We start from the raw sequence: 24,157 nt of genomic DNA on the forward strand, positions 1-24,157 counted from the left end.
GGACTGTTTTTAGCCTATATTAAAATGTAAGCGCATACAAGCATCCGTCTCACTGCTTGACCATTTTAGTTGAGGGAGGAAATAACGCATGATTTATGACATTCCGAACAAGCAAGGGTCAAAAGTACAGTACAAGGAACGGTATGAAAACTACATTAATGGAAAATGGACGGCACCAGTCGGGGGAGAATATTTTGATAATGTGACACCTGTTACTGGTAAGGTGTTGTGCCAAGTCGCTCGTTCTACAAAGGAAGATATCGAACTCGCTCTTGACGCAGCACATGCGGCAAAAGAAGCATGGGGAAAAACATCTGTAACCGAACGTTCGAATATTTTAAATAAGATCGCCAATCGAATGGAAGAAAATCTCGAGATGCTCGCTTATGTGGAAACACTTGAGAACGGAAAAGCCGTTCGTGAGACACTTAACGCCGATTTACCGCTCGCGATCGACCACTTCCGTTATTTCGCTGGGGTCATTCGTGCACAAGAAGGTTCGGTCGGCGAACTCGATCAAGATACGGTTGCGTATCACTTCCATGAGCCACTTGGCGTCGTCGGTCAAATCATTCCGTGGAACTTCCCGCTCCTGATGGCTGTCTGGAAATTAGCACCAGCTCTCGCAGCAGGAAACTGTGTTGTCTTAAAACCAGCAGAACAAACACCAGCGAGCATCATGGTACTCGTTGAGATCATCGAAGATTTACTTCCACCAGGTGTGCTCAACATCGTCAATGGATTCGGTCTTGAGGCAGGGAAACCGCTCGCCTCAAGCAAACGAATCGCCAAAATCGCCTTTACGGGTGAGACGACGACAGGACGTTTGATCATGCAGTATGCTTCGCAGAACTTGATCCCGGTCACACTTGAACTCGGTGGGAAATCACCGAACATTTTCTTTGAAGATATCATGCAGGCAGACGATGCATTCTTTGATAAAGCAATCGAAGGATTATTGATGTTTGCGTTGAACCAAGGGGAAGTCTGTACGTGTCCGTCGCGTGCCTTGATTCAAGAATCGATTTACGAACCGTTCATGGAACGTGTTTTAGAGCGCGTCAAAGCCATCAAAATCGGAAATCCTCTTGATGCCGACGTCATGATGGGTGCTCAAGCTTCGAACGAACAGATGGAGAAAATCCTTTCGTATCTTGAAATCGGTAAGTCGGAAGGCGCAGAGTGTCTAATCGGTGGAGAGCGCAACATGCTCGAAGGAAATCTCGCAGAAGGATATTACATTCAACCAACGATCTTTAAAGGACACAATAAGATGCGCATCTTCCAGGAAGAAATTTTCGGACCGGTTCTATCGGTCACGACATTCAAGACTGAAGAAGAAGCACTCGAAATTGCGAATGATACGTTATATGGTCTTGGTGCCGGCGTCTGGACACGTGACATGAACCGTGCTTATCGGTTTGGTCGTGCGATCGAAGCAGGGCGCGTCTGGACGAACTGTTATCACCAATATCCAGCTCACGCGGCGTTTGGTGGTTACAAAATGTCAGGGATCGGACGCGAGAACCATAAGATGATGCTCAACCATTACCAACGGACGAAAAACCTACTTGTTAGCTATAACCCGAATAAACTCGGTTTCTTCTAAGTCGGAAAGGACGTGGATGCAAATGGTGGAACGTGTTCAGGCGACAGCAGCTTGTCTTGAGTTGATCGACCAGTTGAGAGAAAAACACGGTCCGTTGATGTTTCATCAATCTGGTGGTTGTTGCGATGGCAGTTCCCCGATGTGTTTTGCGCAGGGCGATTTATTCCTGGGAGATCAGGATAAAAAACTAGGAGAGATCGGTGGTTGCCCGTTTTATATTCATGAAGATCAATATGAGTACTGGAAACATACCCAACTCATCATTGATGTCGTGGATGGTCGAGGCGGAATGTTCTCTCTTGAGGGTGTCGAAGGGAAACGTTTTTTGACACGCTCCCGTGCGTTCACGCAAGAGGAATACGCTGAACTATCAGCATCAAGTTAATGAAGGATATAAACGCGATTTTGTCTAGGCGACTTGTTCATTCAGGTTGCTTGTACAGAATCGTGTTTTTGTTCGTATTACAGCGTTCTAACAGGATAAAAGTTGGTAATGCGGCATAAGAACGGTATAATGAACTCATATTTTGACGAGAAGATTTTTTCACACTATGACATTATAGGGGGTCACCATGAAATATCCATTTTTAGGTTGGACAGGTCACACGATCGGAGTGACGGCGCCCTCCTCCGGATTACGTGAACAGCAACAGGAATGGGTCGAACGAGCAGTTGAACAGGTACAAGCACGGCAAATGAACGTCCGTTTAGGTGAAACGATTTGGTCGCATCAACTTGCTGAGAGTGCACCGGTCAAACAACGCGCCGAAGAATTCAATCACATGATGACGGATGAGACGATTGATGCTGTTATCCCGCCATTTGGTGGGGAACGCGCCATTGATCTTTTACCCGAGTTGACACCAACTGCTTACCAAACAAAATGGTTGCTTGGCTATTCCGATATCAGTACGTTATTGCTCAGTTTGACGCTTCAGACGGGAATTGCGACAGCACATGGTCCGAACTTCGTTGAGCTTCGGAGTAAAGAATGGGACGAGACGACAAGTGCCTGGCGACGGGTTCTCGCGACGCCATCTGGAGAAACCGTCACACAGTGGGCTTCCGATCGTTATCAAACCGCGTGGACAGACGAAGAACGTCCAGCAGGTTCGTTATTTCAGCTGACGGAAGCGACAGAATGGAAAGCACTTGATGAGCGAACAGAAGTGACCGGACGGTTACTTGGGGGTTGTCTGGAGACGATTCGCCATCTGATTGGGACACCGTACGGAGATGTGAAGCGCTTCCAACATGAAGAGATCAACGGAGAACCGATTCTCTGGTACTTCGAGGTGTCTGAAGCGAGTTCTGCCGAGGTGCATCGGACGCTTCGACAAATGGCGTATGCTGGGTGGTTCGACCATGCGGCTGGCTTTTTATTTGGCCGTACGTCTGCAAGGATTACAGAAGATCTGACATGGCTAGACGTGTATCACTATCTAGCCGATGAAACGGGCTTACCAGTCTTATATGATCTTGACATCGGTCATCAGCCACCACAGTTAACGTTAATCAATGGAGCGACGGGTACGGTTCGTATTCAAGGAAAAGATTCACGAATCGATCTTACGTTCAACTAAAAAGGAGAGCACGCAATGGCACGTCGTAAGTTTCAAGCATTAGGCGTTTACAAACGCGTCCATATTAACCCGGAAACACGTCGAATGACGTTACCGGAACCGTTTTACGATGCACTTCGTCTAGAAGATGAATTGCTGATTGCACAAGTCGGAGATGTTCTCGTCATGCGTCGTCCGGGGGAAGTTGTCGAGACAGAAACGGATTTATTGAGTGAACTCGTAGAAGATGGATTCACGGGTACAGAGCTTGTCCAAGAGTTTGCCTACCGGCGTCAGCAACAGGAACAACGATTACGTCAACAAGTCTTGCAGGATGAAGAGGATGACCATGCTGCTCAACTGAAGATCGAGCTATAACGGAAAGAAGGAGTGGGGCAGATGCGTCGCAGAACAAAAATTGGAATCGGAGTCATCGGATCCGGATTAGTAGCAGCGAGTTATTATTTTTATGAGATGGCAATCGCCACGAATCCGAAGCCGTTCTTATCGAATAATCGGGATTTGAGTGATGAGATGGTCCGGTTAATGCAACCTGGACAGACATGGATCAAGGAGCAGCCGCTCGAGCGGATCGAGATTGAAGCAAAAGATGGTTTAACGTTACGCGGACATTTCCTCCCGTCTCCTGTTCCGTCAGACCGGATTGTCATTCTCGTGCATGGATACGGAGGCGTCGGAACGGATTTAGCCGGATTCGCCTATCTGTACCATCAGGCCGGTTTCCATGTCATGATGCCCGATAATCGAGGACACGGAATGAGTGACGGTCATTATATCGGATTCGGATGGCATGATCGTGAAGATTGTCTCAGCTGGTCGAACTATCTGATTGAACGGATTGGACAGGATGCGAAACTGTTCTTACATGGTGTGTCGATGGGAGGGGCGACCGTATTGATGACGAGTGGCGAACAACTTCCACCACAAATCAAAGGAATCATTTCTGATTGTGCCTATACGTCCGTCAATGCTGTTCTTGCGTATCAGATGAAGCGGATGTATCGACTACCACACTTCCCGTTTTTAGGGATGACCAGCGTATTGACGAAGCTAAAGGCAGGTTATACGTTCCGTGAAGCATCAGCGCTGAAACAGGTCAAAAAGGCACAGGTTCCGATTCTCTTCATCCATGGTGGTGCGGATACGTTCGTACCGACAGATATGGTGTATGAGCTGTACGAAGCCTGTCCAACGGAAAAGGAACTGGTCGTCATTCCGAATGCCGCACACGCTATGGCATATTTCGAGGATCCGGCATTGTATGATGACGTCGTTGAGAAGTTCGTCCGGAACATCTTGCGAAATGATTGACAACTCAGTTCGTTACCCGCTATATTAATATCATAAATCAACGTCGTCGTGGCGGAACTGGTAGACGCGCTAGACTCAGAATCTAGTGGTGGCAACACCGTGGAGGTTCAAGTCCTCTCGGCGGCATAAATGATTGAAGGAGGCAATCCCATCAAGGGGTTGCCTCCTTTTTTGATAATGAATAGAAAACGGTTGCATCGAATAAAAATTCAGAAATGTTTATCTTTTTAGAACTTTTCTGGTAAAATACGTTTTAAAGAGGGTACTCTTCAGGGAAAGTACTAGGTGGAGTCGACAATCTTTAACACATAGGAGAGGGGAAACAAACATGAAAAAAGGAAGTATTTTGCTAGCGCTCTTGATGAGCTGTATTCTCGTACTTGGTGCATGTAGTATCGGTTCGAAGGATGAAGGGTCTTCAGAAGGAAAGACGTATAAAGTTGGTATCGACGTCACGTATCCACCATTTGAGTACAAAGACGGGGACACGTACAAAGGAATCGACATCGATCTTATGAAAGCAATCGCTAAGGATCAAAACTTCAAGATTAAATTTGAAGCAATGGATTTCAGCGGTATCATTCCAGCACTTCAAGCAAATCAATTGGACGTTGCCATTGCCGGTATGAGTATTACACCAGAACGGAAAAAAGTCGTCACATTCTCAGACCCATATTTCAAAGCTGGTCTTATTTTAGTCGTCAAAAAAGATGAGAATGGTATTAAATCCGTTAACGATCTTAAAGGGAAAAAAGTAGCCGTCAAAAAGGGAACGACGGGTGCAAAATATGCAACGGACAACGCGGATAAACTTGGCTTCACTGTTACACAGTTCAATGACAGTCCAGCGATGTTCCAAGAAGTAAAGAACGGTAACGCAGCTGCCTTGATTGAAGATTATCCGGTCATCTCATATGCAAACAAACAACAAAACCTTGGATTGAAACTTGTCGGTGATCGTCTCAACGGTGATAACTACGGGATCGCTGTCTTAAAAGGTGAGAATAAGGATCTGCTGAAGAAAATCAACAAAGGACTTGCGAATCTGAAAGAAAACGGTGAATACGATAAAATCGTTGACACGTATCTGAAATAAGTCGCAAGGCGATAAGGGAGTGGGATAGCCAATGGAAGTGGTCAAAACCGCATTTCCATTTTTCTTGGAAGGGCTTCAAGTCACATTGTATATTTTCATCATTGCGGTCATCGTCGGCTTTCTGATTGGCTTAGTCGTCGCATTGATGCGGTTGTCACCGTTAAAGATTTTGAACGCAATCGCGATCATCTATATCGATGTCATTCGTGGTACACCGTTCATCGTTCAGCTTTTCTTCATCTACTTTGGACTCAACTCGCTTGAGTGGTTATCGATGGACCGGATGTATGCAGGGATACTGACGGTCGCGATCAATGCTGGTGCTTATTTCGCGGAAATTATTCGAGCAGGTATCCAGTCGATTGATAAGGGACAAACAGAAGCCGCACGTTCACTCGGGATGACAGGACGTCAAACGATGGTTCAAATCATTTTACCGCAAGCATTCCGACGGATGTTACCAACAATTACGAATCAATCGATCATCAGCTTAAAAGATACATCGTTGTTATCGATCATCGGCATCGCTGATTTGACGCAACAAGGTCAAGTTCAGCAATCGACGACGTTTGAGCCATTCATCGTTTGGTCTGTCGTCGGATTGATGTACTTCGTCATCATTTATCTCTTGTCATTAGTGGCGAAGTTCTTGGAACGGAGGTTTACATTACGATGAGTATCATTGAAGTGAAGAATCTAAAGAAATCATTCGGCTCGAACGAAGTCTTAAAAGACATTAACGTCTCGATAGCCGAAAAAGAAGTTGTGTGTGTCATCGGTCCGTCGGGATCTGGGAAAAGTACGTTTTTACGCTGTTTGAATCGACTGGAGGAGATTACGGGTGGAACGGTCATCATCGATGATTTCGACATCACAAATCCGAAGGTCGATATCAACAAAGTTCGGGAAGAGGTCGGAATGGTCTTTCAGCATTTTAATCTCTTCCCGCATAAGACCGTGCTTGAGAACGTCACGCTCGCACCGATTAAAGTACGTAAATCGGATAAGGACCAGGCGAAAAAGCGAGCTTTGGAACTACTCGATAAAGTTGGGCTACGGGAAAAAGCGAATAATTATCCAGGCGAATTATCCGGGGGTCAAAAGCAACGGGTCGCAATTGCCCGAGCACTCGCGATGAACCCGAAAATCATGTTGTTTGACGAGCCAACGTCAGCGCTTGACCCGGAAATGGTCGGGGACGTGCTTGCCGTCATGAAACAACTTGCTCTCGAAGGGATGACGATGGTCGTCGTGACCCATGAGATGGGATTTGCTCGTGAAGTCGGAGACCGCGTGTTGTTTATGGATGGTGGGTATGTCGTCGAAGAGAATGTGCCACAAGCGCTCTTTGATTCTCCACAGCATGAACGGACGCAATCGTTCCTCAGTAAAGTGTTATGATTAAACCGGCGTATCTAAATGCAGATACGCCGGTTTTTTGCTTATTCATAAATTACTGGCTAAGCGCTCATAAGAAAAACTTATACATTTAAGCGTGAGAATTTGGGAATTCGAAATGCACACGCAGGAAAAGAGTAGTAATATAGTAACGAAGGCACTTTCATGGAAGAATGGCACGTTCGTTCCTTCTCATGACGTTTTAGCGCATCATTCATGCAATTTCTTTTGAAAGCGCTAACAGGTAGAGGGCTGGAAACATATTTAGCCGATGCTAAATGTGAGGGGAGAAATATAGAAACGGGGGGAACCGTACATGGCAGGCCACGAGCAAGATCAACAAGCATTTTATGGACCAAACCTTGGCTACATCATTGAATTGTACGAGCGTTTTTTAGAAGACAAAACATCCGTCGATGAGGAGACACGTACTTATTTCGAAGAGCATGGTGCACCTGTGACGGAACCAGTAGTACCGATGCAAGTCGAGACGGGAGATTTCGAAAAATATCTTGCGGCGAATCGTTTAGCGGAACAAATTCGTGCAAAAGGACATCTTGCGGCGGATATCTATCCGCTGAAGGACCATCCGCGAGAAACAGGATTATTCGAACTAAATCAGTTTGGACTGACAGAGGCAGATCTTCGGAAAATGCCGGTTTCACTCGTCTGTCCTGAGCCGCCAGCGGGTGTTCAAGATGCATTTGAAGGCATCGAGCACTTGAAAGCGCAATACACGGGAGCAGCGGCTGTTGAGTTCCAGCATGTTGATGACTTAGAGGAAAAGAAATGGCTCCGTCAAAAAATCGAACAAGGTGCTTTGACGGCGACGCTTGATGCTGAGCAAAAGAAACAATTGTTCAAACGCTTGGCTGAAACGGACCTTTTCGAAAAATATCTGCACAAAACATATGTCGGTCAAAAACGATTCTCGATCGAAGGGCTCGATGCGATGGTGCCATTGCTCGATACGATCGTCGGACACCTCATTTCGAACGGCTCGGAGACGATCAATATCGGAATGGCGCACCGTGGACGATTAAATGTTTTAGCTCATGTACTCGGTAAACCATATGAAATGATCTTTGCTGAGTTCCAGCATGCACCAAATCATGATCTCGTACCGTCTGAAGGATCAATCGGTATCACATACGGTTGGACGGGCGACGTGAAGTATCACCTCGGACTAAACCGGAAACTCGAGCAAAAGACACGTGACATCCGGATGACGCTCGCGAACAATCCGTCGCACTTAGAGTTCGTCGACCCAGTCGTCGAGGGCTTCACGCGTGCGGCACAAGATGACCGGACCCAAAAAGGCGCACCACGTCAAGAGCAGGCAGCCGCTGCTGCGATCCTGATTCACGGGGATGCAGCGTTCCCAGGTCAAGGAATCGTTGCTGAAACCTTGAATTTAGCAAACCTCAAAGGATATAACACAGGCGGAACGATTCACATCATCGCGAACAATACGATCGGCTTCACGACGGAACCGACAGATTCGCGTTCGACGCGTTACTCGAGTGACCTGGCTAAAGGGTATGAGATTCCAGTTTTCCACGTCAACGCCGATGAACCTGAAAGCTGTCTCGCTGTTGCGCTACTCGCGAGCGAGTACCGTGCAACATTCAAGAAAGACGTCATGATCGATTTAATCGGATATCGTCGTTTTGGACACAACGAAATGGACGAACCGATGAATACAAACCCGGTCTTATACGATTTGATCCATAAGCATGATCCGATTCGTGTCTTGTACGGAAAGACGCTTGTCGCGAACGGGGATGCGACAGCTGAGGAAATTCAATCGATTGAGACGTCAATCAATGATCACATGAAGGCGGCTCGAGAAAAAGTCCCAAATGTAGAGAAAGAGTATGGTGGGGTCATGCCGGACGTCGTCTTTAAAGGCGTTCCGACGATCGAAACAGGAGTAGCGATCGAAACATTAACTGCATACAATGAAGAATTGTTGCAGTGGCCAGATGGCTTCCAAGTGTTCCATAAACTTGAGAAAGTCCTGAAGCGCCGGACAGATGCATTCTCGACGAAGAACGGGATTGACTGGGGACATGCCGAAACATTAGCATTCGCTTCAATTCTCTCGGATGGAACACCAATCCGATTGAGCGGGCAAGATTCTGAACGGGGAACGTTTGCACAACGGAATATCAATCTTCATGATGTGAAAACGGGAGAAGGATTCTCGCCACTTCATGCTTTATCAACGGCAACAGCTTCGTTCTCGGTCTATAACAGTCCACTCTCTGAGGCGGGTGTTCTTGGCTTTGAATACGGCTATAATGTCTTTGCACCAGAAACGCTTGTCTTATGGGAAGCGCAATACGGAGACTTCGCAAACTCAGGTCAAGTCATCTTTGACCAGTTTATTTCTGCGAGCCGAGCCAAATGGGGACAAACGTCAGGTCTCGTTATGTTGCTTCCGCACGGCTATGAAGGACAAGGACCAGAACACTCGAGTGGTCGTTTAGAGCGCTTCTTGACGTTATCCGGTGAGAAGAACTGGACAGTTGCGAACGTATCGAGTGCTGCGCAGTACTTCCATTTGTTGCGTCGACAAGCAGCAATCCTCGGAAAAGAGGAAGTTAGACCGCTCGTGGTCATGACACCAAAGAGTCTCTTGCGTCATCCGCTTGCGACATCTGACGTCTCTGAATTGACGGAGGGTAGTTTCCGTCGTGTCATTGAACAAGCGGGACTTGGAGAAGCACCAGATCGTGTCAAACGTCTTGTGTTCTGTTCTGGTAAGATGGCAATTGATTTAGCGGAAGCGGTCTCGAAATCAGAGGAGAATCTCGACTGGTTACAAATCGTCCGGGTTGAGGAACTGTATCCGTTCCCAGCGAAAGCCTTACAAGAAGTCATTGCGCGCTATGAATCCGTCGAAGAGATGGTCTGGGTGCAAGAAGAACCGAAAAACATGGGGGCGTGGTCCTTTATGGAACCACGGCTTGAAACAGTCGCACCGAACGGAATTCAAAATGTTCGTTACATTGGTCGTCGTCGCCGTTCAAGTACAGCAGAAGGTGACCCGGCAGGTCATAAAGTAGAGCAAGCACGTATCATCAATGATGCGCTCACAGCAACGGCTTCTACACCATCAGCACCATCACACGTATCGAATCACACATCATAACGTAAGATAGAAACGAGTCATAGGGGGAGAATACGATGGAAATCAAAGTACCAGAACTTGCCGAATCAATTACTGAAGGAACGGTGGCATCTTGGTTAAAACAACCAGGTGATCACGTGGAAAAAGGGGAAGCCATCGTTGAGCTCGAGACAGATAAGGTCAACATCGAAGTACCGTCAGATGAAGCGGGTACGTTAACGGAAGTAATGGCTGCTGAGGGAGATACAGTCCGCGTCGGGGAAACGATTGCTGTCATCTCTGCTGGTGGCGAAGCTTCAAAACCGGCTGCAACAGAAACAGCACAAGAAACTCCAAAAGAGACACCAAAAGCAGAAGAAAAAGCGGAACAACCAGTGGCTGCAGCAGCGACGGAAAGTACATCCGTTGCAGATCGTCCGATTGCTTCACCTGCTGCCCGTAAATTGGCTCGTGAAAAAGGAATTGATTTAGCACAAGTGGCGACGCAAGATCCACTTGGTCGGATCCGTGTCCAAGATGTCGCGACGTTTGAAGTAGCGCCACGTGAACAAGCAAAACCTGCTCCTACGAAGCCTGCTGCGCCGACACCAGCTCAAGCGGCTGCTCCTGGGAAACCAGAAGAGCGAATCAAGATGTCACGTCGCCGGAAGACGATTGCGAATCGCCTTGTTGAAGTTCAACAAACGGCAGCGATGTTGACGACATTCAATGAAATCGATATGTCTGCTGTCATGGCGCTCCGTAAACGCCGTCAAGAAAAGTTCGTGAAAGAAAACGAAGTTAAACTCGGCTTCATGTCATTCTTTACGAAAGCAGCAGTCGCAGCACTCAAAAAGATGCCATACCTGAATGCTGAGATTCAAGGCGATGAAATCGTCCTGAAGAAATTCTATGATATCGGCATTGCCGTCTCAGCACCAGACGGTCTCGTTGTTCCAGTCGTTCGTGATGCGGACAAAAAGAACTTCGCTGAAATTGAAAAGGACATCATTCAATTAGCGGTCAAAGCGCGTGATAATAAACTTGGTCTATCTGACTTAACGGGTGGTACGTTCACAATCACGAATGGTGGTACGTTCGGTTCACTCATGTCGACGCCGATCTTAAACGGTCCACAAGTCGCGATTCTCGGCATGCACGCAATCAACCTGCGCCCTATTGCCATTGATGCAGAACGCATGGAAAATCGTCCGATGATGTATGTTGCTCTCTCTTACGATCACCGGATCGTGGATGGAAAAGAAGCAGTTACGTTCCTGAAACACATTAAAGATCTCCTTGAAGATCCAGAGTCATTGATTTTCGAAGCATAATCTTAGAATAAAAAAAGACCCGTTTAATCATGGGTCTTTTTTATGGAATGATATCGTTTTGTCATTAAATCAAGAAATGACGTTAACAGCTTCTCTATATCATCTTCATACAAACAATTTAAGATAAGTGTTGTAAGAATATTTCAAGGGGGAATAGATGATGCTGAAACAAATCGGATTGACGATGGTAGCGGGAGCCGTATTAAGTACAGGACTTCCGACAGAAGATGTCGGTGCACAACCAAAAGGCAAATCGTTACTCGATTCAAATCGAATCATTAACGTTGCTCATCGTGGAGCTTCAGGTTATGCGCCGGAGCATACGATGCCAGCTTACGAAATGGGACATAAGAAATTTAAAGCAGATTACATCGAAATTGATTTACAGATGACAAAAGACGGTCATTTGATTGCGATGCATGACGAAACCGTCGATCGGACGACGAACGGAACGGGTGCTGTCAAAGAGAAGACATTAGCTCAAATCAAGAAACTTGATGCGGGTAGTTGGTTTAATAAAGCAAATCCAACACTCGCTAAAAAATCATATGTAGGATTAAAAGTCCCGACACTCCAAGAAGTCGTGAATAAGTACGGGAAACATGCGAATTACTACATTGAGACGAAGTCCCCTGAAGTATATCCAGGAATGGAAAAGAAATTACTCGATTTATTGAAACGGAACGGATTGTCTAGTGATCGTGTGAAATCAGGACAAGTCTTGATTCAGTCGTTTAGTGCAGAAAGTCTTCAAAAAGTCAGATCCATCGATTCAAAAGTCCCGTTGATTCAATTGATGGAAGCAAAGGAGGTGTCTTCCTTAACCAGTACGAAATTAAAGGAAATCCGTAAATATGCAGTTGGAGTCGGTCCTTCATATAAAGCATTGACACGTGAAAATGTTAAAGCAATTCGTCAACAGGGCTTGCTGTTGCATCCGTATACAGTAAATGAAAAAGTCGAAATGGTTCGCTTGCTTGACTATGGTGTTACAGGTGTCTTCACGAACTACGCGGATCGCTTTAATGCAGTCATTAAAGAATCGTCCAAAAAAATTTCAAAATAATTCAAAGAGTGATTCCTCGTTTCGAATGCGAAATAAGGAATTGCTCTTTTTTTGATGAAATCTCGTATTTTAAATCCAATATTTCCTTCCTTACGTAATCTGTGTAGAGCATGATGACAAATTCGAATTATGAGATGAATAGTGAGACAAAACTATGTAGTCGTTAGAGTGTTTCATGTTACGATAACAGTGCAGTTTTGGGAAGGAATGGAGTGAGGATTGTGAGAATTACACAGTATACGGATTATGGTTTACGCGTGTTGATGTATCTCGGTGTGCACCGGGATGTTATCACACCAATGCCGCAGATTGCCCAGCATTATGGCATCTCATCCAACCATTTAATGAAAGTGACACAACAGTTAGCGAAACTTGGATATGTCGAATCAACGAGAGGTCGCTCAGGGGGCCTCCGTTTGATTCGTGATCCAAAGGACATTAACATCGGAAAAGTCGTTCGTGAAATGGAACCGATGGATATCGTTGAATGCTTCGGAAGCAACGGTCATTGTGTCATCGAACCTGGGTGTCGATTAAAAGGTGTGCTTGGGCGAGCATTGCGAGCCTTTATCCGAGAACTGGAACAGCATACACTAGAAGAGTTGCTTGATAATCGTGATGAGTTGGCGCTCTTATTTGCTGCTTCACCCTTACAGCGTTCCTAATCAAAAACCCTCGTTTCCGTAAGCGGAAGCGAGGGTTTTGTCATGTCGATATACTCACATGTCATCTTGGCGTTTCTTCGGTTCCACATGTTCTTTATTCTTAGACAGGTCGTCACGGACAGACGATTTCCATAATGGCACGTCGCTATAGTAAGCAGCACGCGCAATTAAATGTCCACCAATCGGTGCCGTGATGAGTACGAATAGGATACCAAGCACGACACGAGAGGAGAAAAATCCATCTTCAGTGACGAAATAAATAATGACGCCGATCAAAATCGACATGACGCCTAATGTCGCACTTTTAGATGCGGCATGCGCACGCGTATAGACATCGGGTAAGCGGATCAAACCGAGCGCGGTAACGAGACTAAATCCCATACCGAGCAAGGCGAAGACCGCGACGATCCATTCATTGATTGCGATCACGTTCGATGATCTCTCCTTTCTCGATATATTTTGAAAAGGCAACCGTACCGATGAAGGCAAGGATACCAATCAAAAGAATGACTTCGAGGTAGTCGCTCGTCCGTAAGATGATTGAGACAAGACCGACAATCGAAATCAAGCTGATACCAATCGAATCCAGCGCAATGACTCGATCCGCAACACTTGGACCTTTAATGACACGGTAGAATAGACCGAGCATCGAGAGGAAGACACCCCCGAGTGCGATATAGATTAAAGTATCGAACATCACCGACTCACCTCCAGAATGGCTTTCTCAAAACTATCGCGAATCGATGCTACGGCTTCGTCGACTTCTGGCATATGAAGCGCATGAATATAGAGTATCTTATTATCGTCCGAGATATCGACGACAAGTGTTCCAGGTGTCAAGGTAATCAGCATCGATAACAATGTGACTTGCCACGGTTGATCGAGTTCCGTCTCATAGGCAAAGATACCAGGCTGAATATCTAACTTCGGCTTTAAGATGATTTTTAGGACATCGATGTTCGCTACGACAAGTTCATAGAGAAAGCGGAAAAACAACAAGACGAGTGCGACGACAGGTCCGAGATAAAAACGACCCTTAAAGCCGCGACGGAAAGCGAACATCGCAATCAGACCTAATGCATAGCCGATGACGAAACCGGAGGCCGAGAAATTATTCGCAAGAAACATCCACAAGAATGCAAGAAATAAGTTGAGCAAGACTTGAAATGCCATGAATTAACGACCTCCTTTGAGTACGGCATCGATATAGAGCGTTGGATTCGTCAGAGGTTCAACGGCTTGTTGAATCAGTGGACGCATCGCCTCAGCGCCTACGCCATAGAGGACGCTAAGCGCAACTAAGGCAATCGCAGGTGCTAGCAGTCGAGAAACGAGCGCTTGCTTCTCACCTGAGTACGGTTTGGGTATCCCCCAAAAAGCACGCATGAACAGTTGGACGACCGAATACAAGACGAGCAGACTCGATAGCAAAACGATGATCGGTCCGACCAATTCACCAGCTTCAATGCCGCCACGAACAATCAAGAACTTCCCGATGAACCCACTAAGCGGTGGAATGCCGGCAAGCGATAACGCTGCAATGAAGAATGTCCAACCCAGCACCGGAAAGGCTTTGATCATGCCACCCATATCCTTTAGTTTAGTTGATCCGGCAATTCCGACCATGATGCCGACGAGCAGGAACAATGCAGCCTTGATCACCATATCGTGAAGCAGGTAGAAAATCGCACCTTCTAGTGCTTGCGGTGTCATAAGGGAAACCCCATACAAGATGACCCCGACTGCGACGATGATGTTGTAGATGATGATCTGTTTCGCATCCCGTGTCGCTAATGCGCCAATCACACCGATGATGATCGTGCTGAGGGCAAGGACACTTAAGATTTGATGAATTGTCCCGATCTCGTTTGAGAAGAACAAGCTATACGTCCGTAAAATTCCATATACCCCGACCTTCGTCAACAAGGCACCGAACAAGGCAAGAACAGGTGTCGGTGGTACTTGATAAGAACCAGGTAACCAGAAGTAGAGTGGGAAAATCGCGCCTTTTAATCCGAAAACAATCAGGAACAACAAGGCGATGACGTTTAGAATCGCTGGTTGTCCAATCTCTGTGATCTTCTGACTGATGTCCGCCATGCTGAGTGAACCGATGATCCCGTACAAGAAGGCAACCGTCATGACGAATAACGCGGACGAGATGACGTTAATCAAAAGATACTTGAGCGATTCTCGTAATTGGGCCGGTTTTCCACCGAGAACGATTAAGACATAAGACGAAATCAGGAAGACTTCGAAAAAGACGAACATGTTAAAAATATCACCTGTCGTGAACGCACCGTTGACCCCAACGAGCAGGAACTGTACGGCAATGAAATAGTAGTACCGTTGATAGGCGTCGCTCAAGTAGGCGATGGCATACCAGATGATACAAAGGACGAGGATGCTCGTCGTCGTGACGAGTAGGGCAGACAGCATATCAGAGACAAGCGTAATCCCGAAAGGTGCTGGCCAGCTACCGAGTGTGACGGTTAAAATGCCATTCGACCGGACAGTCAGCACTAGATAGATGGAAGCACAGACAGTTAAAATCGTCGAAATGATGGAAACGATCCGTTGTCCTTTGAGGTATCGCGGGAAAAACATCAAGATGACACCGGTCAACAAAGGAATGATGATCGGTAATAGCGGTAAGTTAATCATTCGAATCGGTTCCTTTCATCTCTTCGATATTATCGGTCCCGAGCTCTTGATAAGCGCGATACGCAAGCACCAAGAAGAAGGCAGTGACACCAAAGCTAATGACAATGGCAGTCAGGACGAGTGCCTGCGGCAGTGGATCCGTATAGGAAGTCACGCCGTCCTTTAAAACCGGAGCCGCGCCTCGTTTTAATCCCCCCATCGTCATGACGAGCAGATGGGCAGCGTGACTGAGCAACCCTGTTCCGATGATGATACGAAGAATGCTTTTCGAAAGAATGAGATAAATGGCACACATCGTCAGGATGCCTGCGGCGATCGCCATGATGATTTCCATATTAATCACTCTCCCCAATCGTTTGAATAATCGTCATCGTCACACCGACGACGACAAGATAAACACCAAGATCAAACAACATCGCCGTATGAAGTGATGTCTTACCGAATAACGGTAGGTTGAAATAGTCATGGGCATGTGTGAAGAACGGGACGTTAAAGACAAGCGCTCCTGAAGCCGTCAGTACGGCAATCAACATGCCAAGCGCCGTGATCCATTTATAATCAAATGGCAAAATCCGTCGCAACGTCTTGATATCATAAGCAAGTAAGATCAAGACAAGAGCAGACGCCGTCACGAGACCACCAATGAAACCGCCACCTGGTGTATAGTGCCCGGCAAAGAACAAGTAGACAGCAAACAGGAAGATGATGAACGTAATGAAGGAAGTCGCGGACTCTAAGATGACGTCATTCGTATGCTTTTTTGCCTGCTTTTTCATTTATCGATCCCTCCTGTTCGTCTGAATTTAATCATCGTGTAAATACCGATTCCGGCAAGTGCGAGAACGGCAATCTCAAACAACGTATCAAAGCCACGGAAGTCAACGAGTATGACGTTGACCATGTTCCCACCGGCGGCAAGATCTGCGACATTGTCAATGTAGTACTTGGCAATCGAAGCAAACGATCGCTGACTGAGCGAAGCAAGGGCAACAAGGGTCACTGTCAATCCGACGAGTGCCGAGATTAAAGCATTCCCGAGTTTAAACGGAATCCGTTCTTCCTTCCGACTGATTTCAGGCAATCGGTAAAAGACGAGGAGGAACAAGGCGACCGATACCGTCTCGATGACGAGTTGCGTCAAGGCGAGGTCTGGCGCTCGAAATAAGACGAAGAACAGGGCAACTGTATAACCTGTCACACCGAGTAAGATGATCGATGTCAGCCGCGATCGTGCAAAAGTGATCGAGAGAGCACTTGAGACAAGAACGAGAGCGAGAATGATCTCATAAGCATGAATCGAGCTAATCGGATCTACCGCGAAGCGGAAAGCGTCGAACCCGTATAGTGCTGTCAAAATCAAGATGACGACGAATCCGAAGATATAAACGAGATACGACCGCATATACCCCGTCATGACCGTATCGTGAATACGTGTCGATGTCTGTTCACCATGACGTAACAAGGCGTCATATTGATGATTCAGTGAGACGTCACGTGGCATCCGGTGGTAAAGCGATTGCCAGCGTGGGAGTGTTTTATACAAAATTATGCCAGCACTGATGATCACGAGTGTAAGAAATAACTCGGTATTGAATCCGTGCCACATTGAAATATGGACATCAATCTTGCCACCGGCATCAACGACTTGAGGTAAGATCGCTTCGACTGCTGGTCGAATCAACGTATTCGACAATATATTCGGGAAAAGTCCGATGATGACGACGAGCGAGACAAGGACGAGTGGTGGGATCAACATACCAATCGGTGCCTCGTGTGGTGTTTTCGGCAACTGGTCGTCTTGGCGTTTACCGAAGAAGGTTTTCCGGACGATCAAGAGACTGTAGACGAATGTAAAAATGCTTCCGACGACGGCGAGAACAGGAATGATCCATCCGTAAGACGGTAAGTGGAACAAGTCTGATCCTGATACTTGAAGAACACCCGTCAAGAACATCTCTTTACTTAAGAAACCATTGAACGGCGGAATTCCAGCCATCGAAAGGGTCCCGATCATTGCGATCGTCATCGAGATCGGCATCAATTGCGCAAGACCACCGAGCTTCCGAATGTCGCGAGTACCAGTCTCGTGATCGACGATTCCCGCCATCATGAAGAGACTGCCTTTAAACGTCGCATGGTTGATCAGGTGGAAGATTGCAGCAACTGTTGCAATCGTGTACAGTCCATCGTCTAACGCGTCGACGTGCAGGGCGGCGGCCCCGAGTCCAAGTAAGGACATGATCAATCCAAGCTGAGAAATCGTCGAGTAGGCGAGAATCCCTTTCAAATCATGTTGTTTCACCGCATTGAGTGAACCCCAGAATAAGGTGAATATTCCGACAGATGAGACGAGGTAAAACCAAAGCGACTCACCTGCGAAAATCGGACTGAAGCGAGCGACAAGATACAATCCTGCCTTGACCATCGTTGCCGAGTGCAAGTAGGCACTGACAGGGGTCGGTGCTTCCATCGCATCCGGAAGCCAGATGTGAAACGGAAACTGAGCAGATTTTGTGAATGCCGCTAATAGGAATAAAACAACGGCGACCGTAAAGAAGGATTCACCTTGAATCGATTCAAGCGACGCATAGGTCTCACGAATACTAAACGATCCGCTAAGTGTTGAGAGAATGGCGATTCCACCGAGCATCGCTAGTCCACCGAAGACGGTGATGAGCATCGATTTTTGAGCACCGTAACGAGAACGTTCCCGCTCGTACCAGTAGGCGATCAATAAGAACGACGAAATCGACGTTAATTCCCAAAACAGATAGAGGACGATCATGTTATCTGACAGTACGACCCCAAGCATGGCGGTCATGAACATCAATAAATAGACATAAAATGTACCGAGTGCTTCTTTTTTCGCATCTAAATAAAAAATGGAATAGAGAACGACGAGTGTGCCGATTCCTGTGATTAATAATGCGAACAATAAGCCGAGTCCGTCAAGATACGTGACGAAATCGATTCCAAGCGATGGTATCCACGGCATGCGTGCCGTAAAGGTCTTACCTGACATCGTACCAGGGAGAAAGCGGCTAAAATACGAAACGAGCAGTACAGGTACGACGAGTACAAACCAACCGGTATGAATGTTCGGAAGGCGCTTCGCTAAAAGCGGGATGAAAAGACTGATCAATATGGGCAGTAGAATAGCCCCATGCATCACGGACACGAAATTCCCTCCTTTGTGACATCGACGACCAAAAATGAAAAAGGGACGCGAACGCAAGCTGTTGAAGCTCGGAACTGTCCAGTAGAAGACACAATTCATTTTGTTCGTCGAAGATGTTTCTGAATCAAGTATAGCGTATCTTTTTCCTTCATGCATGACGTGAAGCGTTGAAGCATAAGGGATGGAGCCGTTTCTTCATTTGCTTGTTAAATATGTAGGAACACGGTAAAAAAGAGCAAAAATTTTTTAAAAATTTTTTTGAAAATCAAGCGATTTCAGATGAAAAGGATTTGAAATCAATGAACATGGGTACAGTTATCAAGAGTATACGTATCGATCACAGAGGGGGAAAATTCATGCGAGCAACATTTAAGACAGGTGTCGTTTTAGGTGGTCTAGCGGCGATTGCAACGATCGCTTATCAACAATACCAACAGCGAAAAACGACTTCTAACGATATTGATCATCGACCAAGTGTTGATGCAAAGCGTGATCCGGCAGAGGTAGGGTTGACGCAACTCGATTCCATTCATAGCGCAGACTGGCAAGCGAATGGATTTCCACAAACCCATGCTGAACTCGAACGCTTAGAACGAGAAGAGAACTAAAAAACACGTCTCTCGCACGAGAGGCGTGTTTTATAATCATCAAGCACTCGTTGTGACAAGGGCACGTGTCCGTTCACTGTGTGCTGTATAAGAAGAGAGGTGTTCGAACTGATAAAGCGTTAAGGTTGCTGTACGACGTTGCCCAGTGCTGGATTCGAGCATTAGATAAGCCTCATTAAAATCAGTGCCACCACCGTCATAGCGGATATGTGCCGTAATCGTCCGTCCGTCTGTCGTCTGCATATAAATATCGTAACCTCCGAAATCAACACGCTTGAAACGGGTCGCCTCGCTTACGATGTGCTTAAATGTTTCAATCAAAGAATATGTCACCTTTCGTTCCTCCCTTTATTTCTTCCAAAACAAGATAAGTTATAATTAACTTCGAATATTACTTTTCCCATTAAATTGAAGAAATAAACATCAACAATGAATCTTTTTTAATCTTGTTATGAAACGCGTTTCATACTTTATGATGATGACAGACGGTGCGTAACCGATTGCGGGCGTTAGCCGATACAGAAACTGTATAATCAAAAAGACAAGAGGATGGGCGTAACCATCCTCTTGTCTTTTTGATTATAACTCTACGTTATGGTACACCTGTTGCACATCTTCAAGATCTTCAAGTGCATCAATCATCTTCTCGAATTGTGCGACATCGTCCTCGGACAAAGCCACTTCGTTTTGTGCAAGCATAACGAGTTCAGCAAGGGAGAACTCGGTAATCCCTGCAGCTTTTAACGCTTCTTGCACAGCATGGAATTGTTCTGGCTCAGCGTAGATGATGACAGATTCGTCTTCTTCGAGGATGTCGCGCACATCAATATCCGCTTCCATCATCAATTCGAGCACGTCATCCGCAGTTTTACCTTCGAAGGCAAAGATTGCCGTCGCATCAAACATATAAGCGACGGATCCGCTCACACCCATGTTTCCGCCATTTTTTCCGAATGCAGCACGCACATCAGAAGCCGTCCGGTTAACATTGTTCGTCAACGTTTCGACGATGACCATTGAACCGCTTGGACCAAATCCTTCATAACGAAGTACATCATAGTTCTCTTCCGCTCCACCTCTTGCTTTTTCAATCGCCCGATCAACAATGGCACGGGGCACGTTGTATGTCTTCGCTCGCTCTAAAACGACCTTTAATGCTTGGTTTGATTCTGGATCGGGCTCACCTTGTTTAGCCGCTACATAAATCTCACGACCGAACTTTGCGTAGATCCGACTCGTATTTTTGTCTTTTGATGCCTTTTTTTCCTTGATGTTGTTCCATTTACGACCCATTGCGTATCCACTCTCTTTCCGTAATGTCAGAAATCTGTGATTTCCTATGCGTTATCAGTATACCTTAAACTACCTGATAGACTGAACTAAAATGTCGGTCGAACAGTTGAATTTCTACCAAATGCGTTTAAGCAATGCGGAAGAAAGGAACTTTACCGATAGAGAAATATCAATTTAAGGGAGAGTGACAGTATTTGAACCAGGCTGGAGTAGTTCATCGCGCATTATCACCATTCGTTTATGCCTATGATCAAGAGACCGTTCATGTTCGACTGATGACGGCTAAAGACGATATTGAAAAAGTCGAATTGATATATGGTGATCCGTATGAATGGGAAGCGGAAAAAGAAGAAGACCGAGATTGGAATTTTGATCCTGATAAAGAAAAATACTGGAAAGTGCAACGGAAGTCGATGCAATACAATGGAAGTGACGCGACGTATGACTATTGGTTCATTGCAATCCGTCCAGAACGGAAGCGGGTAAGGTATGGGTTCGAGGTTCATGGCGAAACGACAGCCATTTTGACCGAACGTGGTTGGTATGACGAAGCGCCACTCGATCATCCTGGCTATTATTTTTCTGTTCCATATGTTCATGCGACGGACGTCTTTGATACGCCGGATTGGGTGAAAGATACGGTCTGGTATCAAATTTTCCCGGAACGATTCGCAAATGGCGATCCCACGAACGATCCAGCGGGAACGAAGGAGTGGGGAAGTGAAGCACCAGCTTTTCAGAATTTCTTCGGTGGAGATTTTCAAGGTGTCATCGATCACGTCGATCATTTACAACGGCTCGGCGTCACCGGTGTCTACTTCTGTCCAGTGTTTGAAGCACCATCGAATCATAAATACGATACGCTTGATTACTTAAAGCTTGATCCTGCCTTTGGTGACGAGAAAACGTTCCGCAAGATGATAGATGTGCTACATGAGAACGGTATCCGCGTATTACTCGATGCCGTCTTTAATCATATTAGTGAAGATCACCCCGCATTTCAGGATGTCTTAGAAAAGGGACAAGACTCAAAATTTGTCAACTGGTTCACGATTGACTCTTTCCCGGTCGATCCGTCGATCCCGAACTATGAAGTGTTTGCATTTGAACGGAACATGCCAAAGTTGAACACCGCTCATCCAGACGTCAAACAATATTTGCTTCATGTCGGACGTTATTGGGTTGAGGAATTCGGAATCGACGGCTGGCGTCTGGATGTTGCAAGTGAAGTCGATCATGCGTTTTGGCGTGACTTTCGAAAGGAAGTCCGGGCTGCGAACGGAACGTGTTATATCGTCGGCGAATGTTGGACGGATTCACAACCGTGGCTCCTCGGCGATCAGTTCGATGCCGTCATGAATTACGGTTTGACAGAGAGCTTCCTGACTTGTTTTGCGACGGGCGAGACCAGCGTTCGTGATTTCTCGTATGCAGTCAGCAGAAATTTAAACTGGCATTCTCAAAATGTCAACGAGGTCATGTTCAATTTGATTGATTCGCATGATACGCCGCGTGCTTTAACGCGTGCGAAGGGGAATATCGAACGGATGAAATTGCTCTTCACTACACTGTTGACGTTTCCGGGTACGCCTGTCATCTATTATGGTGATGAGATCGGAATGATGGGCGGACAAGACCCGGCCAACCGTGCATGCATGGAATGGGATGAGACGAAGCAGAACCGTGATTTGTTCGATCACGTTGTACAGTTGATCGCCCTTCGAAAACAGCATCCGGTTTTAGCAAATGCCGGAACGTATCATTTCCAAATGATTGATGATACAAAACAGATATTTGTCGTCGAGCGACGTCAGGGCGAAAATATTTACTTGCTCGTAGTCAACTTAAGTGAAGAAGAACAATCTCTTTCGCTCGAAGAAACATATGAAAGTCTGTTAGATACAACGACGTTGTCGGGAACTATTCAAGTAGAAGCTGTGTCGGCTCTTCTTTTACGACACGTTTAAGAAAAAGAAAGTCGCGGATACGATATCCACGACTTTCTTTTTTAGTGCGTGTGCATTACGAATCAAACGGATGGATCAGTAAACCACTCCGAAGCTTCGGTTCGAACCAAGTCGACTTCGGCGGCATTACTTCTCCCGCATCAGCCACAGCCATTAAATCTTCGATCGAAGTCGGATGCAAGTGAAAAGCGACCGCGGCATGTCCGGAATCCACGATTTGCTCAAGGCCGGCATACCCCTTATGACCACCGACGAACTGGATACGTGCGTCCGTCCGTGGATCTTCGATACCAAGTAACGGTGTCAACAACTCTTCTTGTAAAATCGACACGTCGAGATTCGCTTTCGTCCCTGTTCGTTCAGAATCGTACGAAAGGGTATACCATTGCCGGTTGAGATACATCTCGATTTGGTGACGTTTTGTTTGTTCGGCACGTCCTTTTGTGATCGTAAAGCGATGGGCTAATCGCTCAAGGAAATCAACGACGGATTGACCGTACAGATCTTCGACGACCCGATGATAGCCGAGGATTCGTAATTGTTCCTGTGGAAAGGAGACACCAAGGAAGCGTTGGGCTTCTTCCTGATCCGTCCGACTGGCAGCGATGGCTGCCGCTGCAGCACGATGGTGACCATCAGCGATATAGAGGGCGTCGTGGCGCGCGAACTGGCTTCCGATCGTCAACAGATGATGGCGATCGATGACTTTAAAAATTCGGTGTGTGATCCCATCGACAGTAAAGTCGTATAGAGAATCACCTGCAGTAATCGTCGAGACGATTTCTTGAAGCTGGGCATCCGTTTGATGGGCAAGTAAAATCGGTCCCGTATGAGCATTTAGATGTTCGACATGTCGGACACGATCGCGCTCTTTGTCCGGACGCGTGAACTCATGTTTACGAATTTGATTCGTTTCATAATCGCTAACGGAAACACACCCGACGAAACCGGATTGGATATGTGTCCCGTCAGACAGTTGATAAATGTAATACGTCTCGTCCGTGTCGAGCTGTAAGATGCCGTTTGTTTGACTCTCTTCGAAGGCAAGAGCTGCTTGCTGATAAACGCGTGGATCATCTTCAGCGATTAATGACGGAAGCGTGGCTTCTGCTTTATCGATCCGTAAAAAAGACAGCGGATGACGACGAATCTCAGATCGTGCTTCTTCGCGAGAATAAACATCATAGGGCAAAGCAGCAAAGTCTGCTGCATATTTTGAATCCGGTCGTAACGCGGCAAAAGGTTCGAACGTTGGCATGGGGATCACTCC

General features: G+C 46.4%; 24 protein-coding genes and 1 tRNA gene. 15 read left to right on the top strand and 10 right to left on the bottom strand.

All coding sequences use genetic code 11. The features are described 5' to 3' along the window. Positions 1-88 precede the first annotated feature (88 nt). From adh to BW42_RS03340, 13 genes are all read left to right on the top strand, one after another. The gene (adh, locus tag BW42_RS03280; protein WP_035407393.1) at positions 89-1,609 is read left to right on the top strand and encodes an aldehyde dehydrogenase; all 1,521 of its coding nucleotides are present in this window, start codon (positions 89-91) and stop codon (positions 1,607-1,609) included. Between the two features lie 22 nt (positions 1,610-1,631). Then, positions 1,632-1,994: a DUF779 domain-containing protein gene (locus tag BW42_RS03285; protein ID WP_023468555.1), complete on the top strand. Its 363-nt coding sequence runs from the start codon at positions 1,632-1,634 to the stop codon at positions 1,992-1,994. A 187-nt stretch (positions 1,995-2,181) separates the two neighbouring features. Further along, complete coding sequence (locus tag BW42_RS03290) at positions 2,182-3,192, top strand: S66 peptidase family protein (protein ID WP_035407398.1); 1,011 nt, start codon at positions 2,182-2,184, stop codon at positions 3,190-3,192. 15 nt (positions 3,193-3,207) lie between these two features. After that, entirely contained in the window at positions 3,208-3,549 is a 342-nt protein-coding gene (locus tag BW42_RS03295) for a hypothetical protein (RefSeq protein ID WP_023468553.1), read from the top strand. A 21-nt stretch (positions 3,550-3,570) separates the two neighbouring features. Next, positions 3,571-4,503 (top strand): alpha/beta hydrolase, encoded by a 933-nt coding sequence (locus BW42_RS03300; RefSeq protein ID WP_029341930.1) that lies wholly within the window; start codon positions 3,571-3,573, stop codon positions 4,501-4,503. Positions 4,504-4,545: 42 nt separating this feature from the next. Then, positions 4,546-4,629: transfer RNA gene (locus tag BW42_RS03305), tRNA-Leu, on the top strand. Positions 4,630-4,831: 202 nt separating this feature from the next. Beyond that, complete coding sequence (locus BW42_RS03310) at positions 4,832-5,599, top strand: transporter substrate-binding domain-containing protein (protein ID WP_035407400.1); 768 nt, start codon at positions 4,832-4,834, stop codon at positions 5,597-5,599. Positions 5,600-5,630: 31 nt separating this feature from the next. Next, the gene (locus tag BW42_RS03315) at positions 5,631-6,275 is read left to right on the top strand and encodes an amino acid ABC transporter permease (RefSeq protein ID WP_035407403.1); all 645 of its coding nucleotides are present in this window, start codon (positions 5,631-5,633) and stop codon (positions 6,273-6,275) included. Continuing rightward, complete coding sequence (locus BW42_RS03320; protein WP_035407405.1) at positions 6,272-7,000, top strand: amino acid ABC transporter ATP-binding protein; 729 nt, start codon at positions 6,272-6,274, stop codon at positions 6,998-7,000. Before BW42_RS03315 ends, BW42_RS03320 begins: the two co-directional genes overlap by 4 nt. A 313-nt stretch (positions 7,001-7,313) precedes the next feature. Continuing rightward, positions 7,314-10,154, top strand: a complete 2,841-nt coding sequence (locus BW42_RS03325; protein WP_035407410.1) for a 2-oxoglutarate dehydrogenase E1 component — start codon at positions 7,314-7,316, stop codon at positions 10,152-10,154. A gap of 35 nt (positions 10,155-10,189) precedes the next feature. Continuing rightward, positions 10,190-11,446 (top strand): 2-oxoglutarate dehydrogenase complex dihydrolipoyllysine-residue succinyltransferase, encoded by a 1,257-nt coding sequence (odhB, locus tag BW42_RS03330; RefSeq protein WP_035407413.1) that lies wholly within the window; start codon positions 10,190-10,192, stop codon positions 11,444-11,446. A gap of 160 nt (positions 11,447-11,606) precedes the next feature. Then, a complete protein-coding gene (locus BW42_RS03335; RefSeq protein WP_035407417.1) occupies positions 11,607-12,512 on the top strand; it encodes a glycerophosphodiester phosphodiesterase in 906 nt (301 codons plus the stop codon). Between the two features lie 221 nt (positions 12,513-12,733). Further along, positions 12,734-13,177: an Rrf2 family transcriptional regulator gene (locus BW42_RS03340; protein ID WP_035407421.1), complete on the top strand. Its 444-nt coding sequence runs from the start codon at positions 12,734-12,736 to the stop codon at positions 13,175-13,177. Positions 13,178-13,231: 54 nt separating this feature from the next. Here the strand turns inward: BW42_RS03340 and mnhG are convergent, their stop codons facing one another. The 7 genes from mnhG to BW42_RS03375 are packed head-to-tail and all read right to left on the bottom strand — an operon-like array spanning position 13,232 to position 19,019. Next, positions 13,232-13,606, bottom strand: a complete 375-nt coding sequence (gene mnhG, locus BW42_RS03345; protein WP_035407423.1) for a monovalent cation/H(+) antiporter subunit G — start codon at positions 13,604-13,606, stop codon at positions 13,232-13,234. Beyond that, positions 13,590-13,826, bottom strand: a complete 237-nt coding sequence (locus BW42_RS03350) for a Na(+)/H(+) antiporter subunit F1 (protein WP_369792030.1) — start codon at positions 13,824-13,826, stop codon at positions 13,590-13,592. Before BW42_RS03350 ends, mnhG begins: the two co-directional genes overlap by 17 nt. 47 nt (positions 13,827-13,873) lie before the next feature. Then, on the bottom strand, positions 13,874-14,350 hold the full coding sequence (locus BW42_RS03355) for a Na+/H+ antiporter subunit E (RefSeq protein WP_035407430.1): 477 nt from the start codon (positions 14,348-14,350) through the stop codon (positions 13,874-13,876). Positions 14,351-14,353: 3 nt separating this feature from the next. After that, positions 14,354-15,841 (bottom strand): Na+/H+ antiporter subunit D, encoded by a 1,488-nt coding sequence (locus tag BW42_RS03360; protein WP_035407433.1) that lies wholly within the window; start codon positions 15,839-15,841, stop codon positions 14,354-14,356. Then, the gene (locus BW42_RS03365) at positions 15,834-16,175 is read right to left on the bottom strand and encodes a Na(+)/H(+) antiporter subunit C (RefSeq protein ID WP_023468540.1); all 342 of its coding nucleotides are present in this window, start codon (positions 16,173-16,175) and stop codon (positions 15,834-15,836) included. The genes BW42_RS03360 and BW42_RS03365 overlap by 8 nt, the downstream gene beginning before the upstream one ends. A gap of 1 nt (position 16,176) precedes the next feature. Further along, on the bottom strand, positions 16,177-16,617 hold the full coding sequence (locus tag BW42_RS03370; protein WP_035407436.1) for a Na(+)/H(+) antiporter subunit B: 441 nt from the start codon (positions 16,615-16,617) through the stop codon (positions 16,177-16,179). Further along, positions 16,614-19,019: a Na+/H+ antiporter subunit A gene (locus BW42_RS03375; protein WP_035407438.1), complete on the bottom strand. Its 2,406-nt coding sequence runs from the start codon at positions 19,017-19,019 to the stop codon at positions 16,614-16,616. Before BW42_RS03375 ends, BW42_RS03370 begins: the two co-directional genes overlap by 4 nt. A 356-nt stretch (positions 19,020-19,375) precedes the next feature. Here BW42_RS03375 and BW42_RS03380 point away from each other — a divergent pair, with 356 nt between their 5' ends. Continuing rightward, positions 19,376-19,627, top strand: coding sequence for a hypothetical protein (locus BW42_RS03380; protein ID WP_035407441.1), 252 nt, complete (start codon positions 19,376-19,378; stop codon positions 19,625-19,627). 39 nt (positions 19,628-19,666) lie between these two features. Here BW42_RS03380 and BW42_RS03385 read toward each other — a convergent pair whose 3' ends face one another. Together BW42_RS03385 and BW42_RS03390 are read right to left on the bottom strand one after the other, a co-directional pair. Then, positions 19,667-19,960 carry a hypothetical protein gene (locus tag BW42_RS03385; RefSeq protein ID WP_035407444.1) on the bottom strand — a complete coding sequence of 98 codons (294 nt, stop codon included), beginning with the start codon at positions 19,958-19,960 and terminating at the stop codon, positions 19,667-19,669. Between the two features lie 246 nt (positions 19,961-20,206). After that, complete coding sequence (locus tag BW42_RS03390) at positions 20,207-20,920, bottom strand: YebC/PmpR family DNA-binding transcriptional regulator (RefSeq protein WP_035407447.1); 714 nt, start codon at positions 20,918-20,920, stop codon at positions 20,207-20,209. Positions 20,921-21,114: 194 nt separating this feature from the next. Here BW42_RS03390 and BW42_RS03395 point away from each other — a divergent pair, with 194 nt between their 5' ends. Continuing rightward, a complete protein-coding gene (locus BW42_RS03395) occupies positions 21,115-22,887 on the top strand; it encodes a glycoside hydrolase family 13 protein (RefSeq protein ID WP_035407449.1) in 1,773 nt (590 codons plus the stop codon). 55 nt (positions 22,888-22,942) lie between these two features. On the opposite strand, the gene BW42_RS03400 is transcribed toward BW42_RS03395, so the two are convergent. Continuing rightward, positions 22,943-24,145, bottom strand: coding sequence for a DUF1015 domain-containing protein (locus BW42_RS03400; RefSeq protein WP_035407452.1), 1,203 nt, complete (start codon positions 24,143-24,145; stop codon positions 22,943-22,945). Positions 24,146-24,157 lie beyond the last annotated feature (12 nt).

Source organism: Exiguobacterium sp. RIT341, from assembly GCF_000632205.1.
Lineage (GTDB): Bacteria > Bacillota > Bacilli > Exiguobacteriales > Exiguobacteriaceae > Exiguobacterium_A.

Coding starts and splice junctions, on each gene's coding strand:
- BW42_RS03365 (WP_023468540.1), bottom strand. CDS start 16,175: ATGGAAATCATCATGGCGATCGCCGCAGGCATCCTGACGATGTGTGCC.
- BW42_RS03350 (WP_369792030.1), bottom strand. CDS start 13,826: ATGCTCGGTCTATTCTACCGTGTCATTAAAGGTCCAAGTGTTGCGGAT.
- BW42_RS03310 (WP_035407400.1), top strand. CDS start 4,832: ATGAAAAAAGGAAGTATTTTGCTAGCGCTCTTGATGAGCTGTATTCTC.
- odhB (WP_035407413.1), top strand. CDS start 10,190: ATGGAAATCAAAGTACCAGAACTTGCCGAATCAATTACTGAAGGAACG.
- BW42_RS03295 (WP_023468553.1), top strand. CDS start 3,208: ATGGCACGTCGTAAGTTTCAAGCATTAGGCGTTTACAAACGCGTCCAT.
- BW42_RS03390 (WP_035407447.1), bottom strand. CDS start 20,920: ATGGGTCGTAAATGGAACAACATCAAGGAAAAAAAGGCATCAAAAGAC.
- BW42_RS03355 (WP_035407430.1), bottom strand. CDS start 14,350: ATGGCATTTCAAGTCTTGCTCAACTTATTTCTTGCATTCTTGTGGATG.
- adh (WP_035407393.1), top strand. CDS start 89: ATGATTTATGACATTCCGAACAAGCAAGGGTCAAAAGTACAGTACAAG.
- BW42_RS03360 (WP_035407433.1), bottom strand. CDS start 15,841: ATGATTAACTTACCGCTATTACCGATCATCATTCCTTTGTTGACCGGT.
- BW42_RS03290 (WP_035407398.1), top strand. CDS start 2,182: ATGAAATATCCATTTTTAGGTTGGACAGGTCACACGATCGGAGTGACG.
- BW42_RS03285 (WP_023468555.1), top strand. CDS start 1,632: ATGGTGGAACGTGTTCAGGCGACAGCAGCTTGTCTTGAGTTGATCGAC.
- BW42_RS03335 (WP_035407417.1), top strand. CDS start 11,607: ATGCTGAAACAAATCGGATTGACGATGGTAGCGGGAGCCGTATTAAGT.
- BW42_RS03380 (WP_035407441.1), top strand. CDS start 19,376: ATGCGAGCAACATTTAAGACAGGTGTCGTTTTAGGTGGTCTAGCGGCG.
- BW42_RS03320 (WP_035407405.1), top strand. CDS start 6,272: ATGAGTATCATTGAAGTGAAGAATCTAAAGAAATCATTCGGCTCGAAC.
- BW42_RS03400 (WP_035407452.1), bottom strand. CDS start 24,145: ATGCCAACGTTCGAACCTTTTGCCGCGTTACGACCGGATTCAAAATAT.
- BW42_RS03300 (WP_029341930.1), top strand. CDS start 3,571: ATGCGTCGCAGAACAAAAATTGGAATCGGAGTCATCGGATCCGGATTA.
- BW42_RS03370 (WP_035407436.1), bottom strand. CDS start 16,617: ATGAAAAAGCAGGCAAAAAAGCATACGAATGACGTCATCTTAGAGTCC.
- BW42_RS03325 (WP_035407410.1), top strand. CDS start 7,314: ATGGCAGGCCACGAGCAAGATCAACAAGCATTTTATGGACCAAACCTT.
- BW42_RS03315 (WP_035407403.1), top strand. CDS start 5,631: ATGGAAGTGGTCAAAACCGCATTTCCATTTTTCTTGGAAGGGCTTCAA.